This window comes from Protofrankia sp. CiT1 (assembly GCF_917627335.1).
GTDB lineage: Bacteria > Actinomycetota > Actinomycetes > Frankiales > Frankiaceae > Protofrankia.
The window spans coordinates 23,579-29,486 of sequence record NZ_CAKJTP010000044.1 but is presented as its reverse complement, the minus strand read 5'-3'; the positions used below and the strand labels follow the sequence as shown (position 1 = coordinate 29,486).

5 protein-coding genes are annotated in these 5,908 nt (G+C 70.1%); 4 read left to right on the top strand and 1 reads right to left on the bottom strand.

Annotated elements, in window-relative coordinates; genetic code table 11:
* Positions 1-14 precede the first annotated feature (14 nt).
* On the bottom strand, positions 15-2,222 hold the full coding sequence (locus tag MJ785_RS09935; RefSeq protein ID WP_239380543.1) for an elongation factor G-like protein EF-G2: 2,208 nt from the start codon (positions 2,220-2,222) through the stop codon (positions 15-17).
* A gap of 210 nt (positions 2,223-2,432) precedes the next feature.
* Here MJ785_RS09935 and pgsA point away from each other — a divergent pair, with 210 nt between their 5' ends.
* The 4 genes from pgsA to MJ785_RS09915 all read left to right on the top strand — a co-directional run.
* On the top strand, positions 2,433-3,110 hold the full coding sequence (gene pgsA, locus MJ785_RS09930; RefSeq protein ID WP_239347234.1) for a phosphatidylinositol phosphate synthase: 678 nt from the start codon (positions 2,433-2,435) through the stop codon (positions 3,108-3,110).
* A 40-nt stretch (positions 3,111-3,150) separates the two neighbouring features.
* Complete coding sequence (locus MJ785_RS09925) at positions 3,151-4,122, top strand: phosphatidylinositol mannoside acyltransferase (protein WP_239380545.1); 972 nt, start codon at positions 3,151-3,153, stop codon at positions 4,120-4,122.
* Entirely contained in the window at positions 4,119-5,276 is a 1,158-nt protein-coding gene (locus tag MJ785_RS09920; protein WP_239311366.1) for a glycosyltransferase family 4 protein, read from the top strand. The genes MJ785_RS09925 and MJ785_RS09920 overlap by 4 nt, the downstream gene beginning before the upstream one ends.
* A 36-nt stretch (positions 5,277-5,312) precedes the next feature.
* A partial coding sequence (locus tag MJ785_RS09915; protein WP_239380542.1) for a hypothetical protein occupies positions 5,313-5,908 on the top strand: 596 nt, incomplete at its 3' end.

The following is a 5,908-nucleotide window of genomic DNA, read 5'->3' as shown; positions in this document are numbered from 1 at the left end:
CAACCAGGGGACGGTCACTCGGCCGCTCGGGCGGCGAGGTACTCGGCCGCGAGGTGATCAGGCATCGGTTCGTACCGCAGATGGTTTCGGGAGAACGTCCCGATGCCCTGGGTCAGCGAACGGATGTCAACGGCGTACCTGAGCATCTCCGTCTCAGGCACCTCGGCTCTGATCATCGTACGGTTCCTGCCCCCGGCGCCGGCCTGCGCCGTGTCGCTGGCCGGCGCGATCCCGACAACCCGGCCACGTCGTGCCGCCAGGTCGCTGGTGACCGGGCCGACATGCTCATCGGGCGTGAGCACGCAGACGGAGAGCACAGGTTCGAGCAGCAGAATCCCGGCGGCCCGAGCGGCGTCCTTCAACGCCAGCGCACCCGCGGCCTGGAAGGCGACGTCGGAGGAGTCCACGGAGTGCGCCTTGCCGTCCAGCAGGCGAACCCGAAGGTCGACAAGCGGGAAGCCGGCGGCCACCCCGAGATCGAACTGGCGCCACACGCCTTTCTCCACTGACGGGACGAACTGGCGCGGGACAGCGCCACCGACCACCTCGTCACAGAACTCCCGCCCGGAACCGGCCGCCAACGGCTCCACCTCGATATGACAGATCGCATACTGGCCATGGCCGCCGGACTGTTTGACATGCCGGCCCGTTCCCCGGGCTGGTCCGCGCAGGGTCTCCCGCATGGGCACCCGTATCGGCATCCGGTCGACTGCCACGCCGTAACGGTTCTCGAGCCGGTCAATGATCATATCGCCGTGGGCCTCGCCCATGCACCACAGGACGAGCTGTCCGGTCTCCGCGTTGTGCTCCACGGTCACGCTCGGGTCCTCGGCGCTGATCTGGGCGAGCGCGGTGGACAGCTTGTCCTCGGAGCTCTTCGTCCGCGCGCGGATCGCCATGGGCAGCTGCGGTTCGGGCATGCGCCAGGCCTCGAACAGGATGGGAGCGTCCGGGCTCGACAGGGTGTCCCCGGTTTCCGCGGTTGTGAGCTTGGAGACGGCGCAGATATCGCCGGCCTGGCACATCTCGACGAACTGCTGCGCGGATCGGCCCATGGGATGGGAGATTGCGCCGATCTTCATGTCCTCGTCGTGGTCGGGATGACCCCGTTCGGCCCGGCCGTGCCCGCAGACATGCACGGGTGTGTCCGGGCGCAGCGTGCCGGAGAACACCCGGACCAGGCAGACGCGCCCGACATACGGGTCGGTCGTTGTCCTGATGACCTCGGCCGCCAGCGGACCGTCAGGGCCGCCCGACGGGACCGGGCAGGACGATCCGTCCGGCCGGCTGGCAGCCGGTACGGGATGCTCGAACGGAGACGGGAACGCCCGCGTGAAGAGGTCCAGCAGTTCTGTGACGCCAGGTGCGCCGGGCCCGCTCCCCGCCGTCGCCACGACCGGATGGAAACGCCCCCGAGCGACCGCCGTCTCCAAATCGTCGAGCAGCAGTTTCGTCGGAAGCGCTGTGCCGGCCAGGTACTGGTCGAGCAGGGACTCGTCCTCGCTCTCGGCGATGATCCCTTCGATCAGAGCGTTGCGGGCGGCGGCAGCCCTTCCGGGCCAACCATCCCCGTCCCCGTCCCCGTCCGTGTCCGTGTCTGTGCCCCCGTCGGTGTCGTCGATGCCGGCCTGCGCCAGCAGGTCCACCAGCCGGTGACGCTGGCCGTCCGGCGTGGGCTCGGTGGGCCGCGACCGGCTCACCACCGGCAGGTAGAGCGGGAGCACACCCGCGCCGAACATCTCCTGGCAGTTGATGAGGGCCGAGGTGAAGTCAGCCCGCGGGCGGTCGAGCCTGGTGATCGCGATCGCGCGGGGCATCGCGGCGGCGGCGCATTCGTCCCAGAGCAGGCGCGTGAAGCCGTCGACTCCGTCGAGCGCGCTGACCACGAACAGCGCCGCGTCAGCCCCGCGCAGGCCGGCGCGCAGGTCCCCGATGAAATCGGCGAGCCCCGGCGTGTCAAGCAGGTTGATCCGTAGCCCCCGATGCATCGTGGACAGCACGGTCAGGCTGATCGTGCGCTGCCGGCTCTCACCGTCATCATGATCGGTATGTCGGGTGCTGGTGGCGTGGCCGGCTGCTGCCCCGCCGCCGTTCGCGGCGATCAGCAGGTTCTCGGCGAGTGCGCTCTTGCCCGCGCCGGTGTGACCGACAAGGACGATGTTGCGTACGCCGGTGTCGTGTCGATGATCGGGACGGGCCTCGCGTGTCGTTGTTGGCTTCACCCGCTCCTCCCCGGTGTGACATGGCCACTGGGTGGGTGGGAAGGTGAGAAACCAGTGGACGGCTGCTGAACGGATTACCAAGCCCTTCAGGAACAGGTTCCCCCTTGACGGGTGTGTGAACAACCCGTGTCGGCCGAATGAGGTGACGGTTGCCGACCGTGCCGGCGGTACTGTGAACCAGCAGTGGCGGACGTATGGGACGGGACGGACATGCTCGCTAGCAAGGCACGGCCGCAGATCCAGCGCGTGCTTGATCCTCTGGGTGAGCGGTTGGCCCGGTCGCGGGTGTCACCAGACGCCGTGACGATCGTGGGCACCATCGGCGTGGTCGGTGGGGCGCTGGGTTTCTTCACCCGTGGGGTCTTCTTCGTCGGCACCGTCGTCATCGCGCTGTTCGCCTTCTCCGACCTCATCGACGGGCTCATCGCCCGCGCCCGCGGGATCTCCTCGCGCTGGGGCGCCTTCCTGGATTCCACCTCCGACCGGATCGGTGACGGTGCCATCTTCGGTTCACTGATCATCTGGTATGCCGGTGACGGCGATTCGATGCCGTTGTGCGTCGCCTCGCTGATCTGCCTGATCGCCGGTTCGGTCATCTCATACGTCAAGGCTCGGGCGGAAGGGCTGGGACTGCGCTGCGACGTCGGCTTCGCCGAACGCGGCGAGCGGCTCCTGGTTGTCCTGGTCGCCGCTGGCCTCTACGGCCTGGGCGTGCCGTATCTGCTGCCGGCCGCACTGTGGTTCCTGGCTGCCGCCACAGTGCTGACGGTGGTGCAGCGGATCATCTACGTCCGCCGGCAGTACCTGAGGCACGATCAGGGCGCTGGCGCTGGCGTGGGGGCGGCCCAGCCGCCGGTCGGGCCGTCCGCGGCCATGCGCGCCCACTGACGTGACGGGACGGCCCGCGTTGACGATCGCCCGTGCCCGGATGACGGACCTTGCCTACGCGACCGGCTGGCGGGTCGTGCGTGTGCTGCCCGAGCGCGCTGCCGCGCGGGCGTTCGCCATGGCGGCCGACGCCGCCGTGCGCCGGGACGGCCGGGGAGCCCGCCGGCTGCGGTCAAACCTGGCGCGAACCGTCCCGCCCGGCACCGACCTTGACCAGCTCACCCGGGCCGCGATGCGTTCCTACGCCCGCTACTGGCTGGAGGTCTTCCGCCTGCAGGACATGCCGCGTGAGCGGATCATCAACGGCATGCGCATGCTGGCGGAGCCTCGGCTGCGTGCGGCCCTGGCGTCTGGCCAGGGCACCATCGCCGCGCTGCCGCACATGGGCAACTGGGAACATGCCGGCGCGTGGCTGGCCGCGAACGGGGAGCCGTTCACGACGGTCGCGGAGCGGGTGGAACCGGCCTCGCTGTTCGATCGGTTCGTGCGGTTCCGCTCCGCGCTCGGCATGGAGGTCATCCCGCTCACCGGTGGTGAGCAACCACCTTTTGACCTGCTGGCGGACCGTCTGCACGCGGGTGGCACGGTGTGCCTGCTGGCCGATCGCGATCTGTCCGCGGACGGCGTTCCGGTCACCTTCTTCGGAGCGACGGCCACGATGCCGCCGGGGCCGGCCGCCCTCGCGCTGCGGACCGGGGCGACGCTGCTGCCGGCCACCCTCTGGTTCGACCCGGCCGGCTGGGGTGTGCGCATCCACCCGGCCGTGCCGCACACCGACGTGCCGCGCATGACACAGGCGCTGGCGGACGCCTTCGCCGAGGGCATCGCGGCCCACCCCGAGGACTGGCACATGCTCCAGCGCATCTGGCGGGACGAGCCGGCTGAGCGGGCTGAGCGGTCCGAGCCGGCCGAGCGGTCCGAGCGGGCTGAGCGGGCTGAGCGGGCTGAGCGGGCCGAGCCTGGGGGAAAGCCGGGATCGGCCGGCCCGGCGGCGACCGGAGCGGGAACATGAAGATCGGTCTCGCGTGTCCCTACACCTGGGATGTGCCCGGGGGGGTGCAGGTGCACGTGCGGGACCTTGCCGAGACCCTTATCAGCCTGGGCCACGACGTCTCGGTCATCACTCCGGTGAACAACGAGAGCACCCTGCCGCCGTACGCCGTGGACGCGGGCCACGCGGTGCCGGTGCCCTACAACGGCTCGGTCGCCCGGCTGCTGATGGGGCCGGTGTCAGCGGCCCGCGTGCGCAGGTGGCTGCGGGAGCACGATTTCGACGTGCTGCACGTCCACGAGCCCACGGCACCCAGCGTCAGCCTGCTCACGTGCATGCTTGCCGATGGTCCCATTGTCGCCACGTTCCACACGTCCAACCCGCGTTCGAAGATTCTTACGGCCGCTCACGGCGCGTTGCAGCCCTCGATGGAGAAGATCCGGGCGCGGATCGCGGTGTCCGAGGCGGCCAGGCGAACGATCGTCGAACATCTCGGCGCGGACGCGCTCCTCATTCCCAACGGTGTGGCGGTGGACGCCTTCCGGGACGCCACGCCGCTGCCCACCCGTCCACCGGGTGACGCGACCGTGGTCTTCCTGGGGCGTATCGACGAGCCCCGCAAGGGCCTGGACGTGCTGCTGGCGGCGTTGCCGGCCCTGGTGGCGCGGTGCGGGCAGGCGCGCCTGCTGGTCGCTGGCCCAGGCGACGGGGAGGCGGTACTCGATCGGGTTGACCCGGGCCTGCGGGAGCGGGTGCGGTTGCTCGGCCTGGTCTCCGACGCGGACAAACCCCGGGTGTTCCGTTCCGGGGAGGTCTACTGCGCGCCGAACACCGGGCAGGAGAGTTTCGGCATCGTCCTGCTGGAGGCGATGGCCGCCGGCACACCGGTGGTGGCCAGCGACATTGACGCCTTCCGCCGCGTTCTCGATGACGGCCAGGCTGGCCGGCTGTTCCCAGCTGGGGATGCGGCAGGGCTCGCCCACACGCTTGCCGAGCTGCTGGCCGATCAGGCTGAGCGCAACCGCCTCGCCGAGCGGGGCCGTGCGGTGGTGGCCGCCTACGACTGGCCGGCGATAGCGAAACGTATTGCCGGGGTGTATGAGATGGTTGCCGGTGACGTGCCCGTGTCGGTGGCGGTGAGTCCTGATTCTGAAACGATGCGCCATTCTGCTTGATCGGAGTCAAGCCCCCCGGCGCGAGATCATTCGCCGTTGACTACGCTGCGCGAGGTGCTCCTAGTCGTCCTCACGGTCGTGGTCATTGTTCTGATCGCCACCTACCTCACCTGGCTCGCGAGCCGTCTGGACCGTCTCGCTGTCCGGGTCACCGACGCCCGTGCGGGTCTGACCAGCCAGTTGGCGCTGCGGGTAGCCGCGGCTGGGGAACTCGCCCGGCAGTGCGAGCTGACGGAACTGGGCGCGGCGGCCGCCCGGACGCGGGCGGCCCAGGCGGTCCTCGCCGCTGACAGCCCGCTGGACGACGCCGAAGCGGTGGAGAACAATCTCAGCCGGGCACTGCGGTCACCCGCTGTCGCCGCGACAGCCGATCGCGCGCCCGACGCTCTGCATGCGGTGGACGTCGCCGCGGCGCGGGTGGCCCTCGCCCGCCAGCTGTACAACGACGCGGTTCGTGATGTACGGGCCTTGCGGGGCAGGCGGCTGGTCCGGGTGCTGCGACTGGCCGGGCGCGGGCAGCTGCCCGCCTACTTCGAGATCGACGACGCCCTCCCGCCGCGCGGCGGCGGAGACGGGAAGAACGACGGTGACGAGAAAAATACCGGTGACGGTACGTTGAATGGTGATATGAC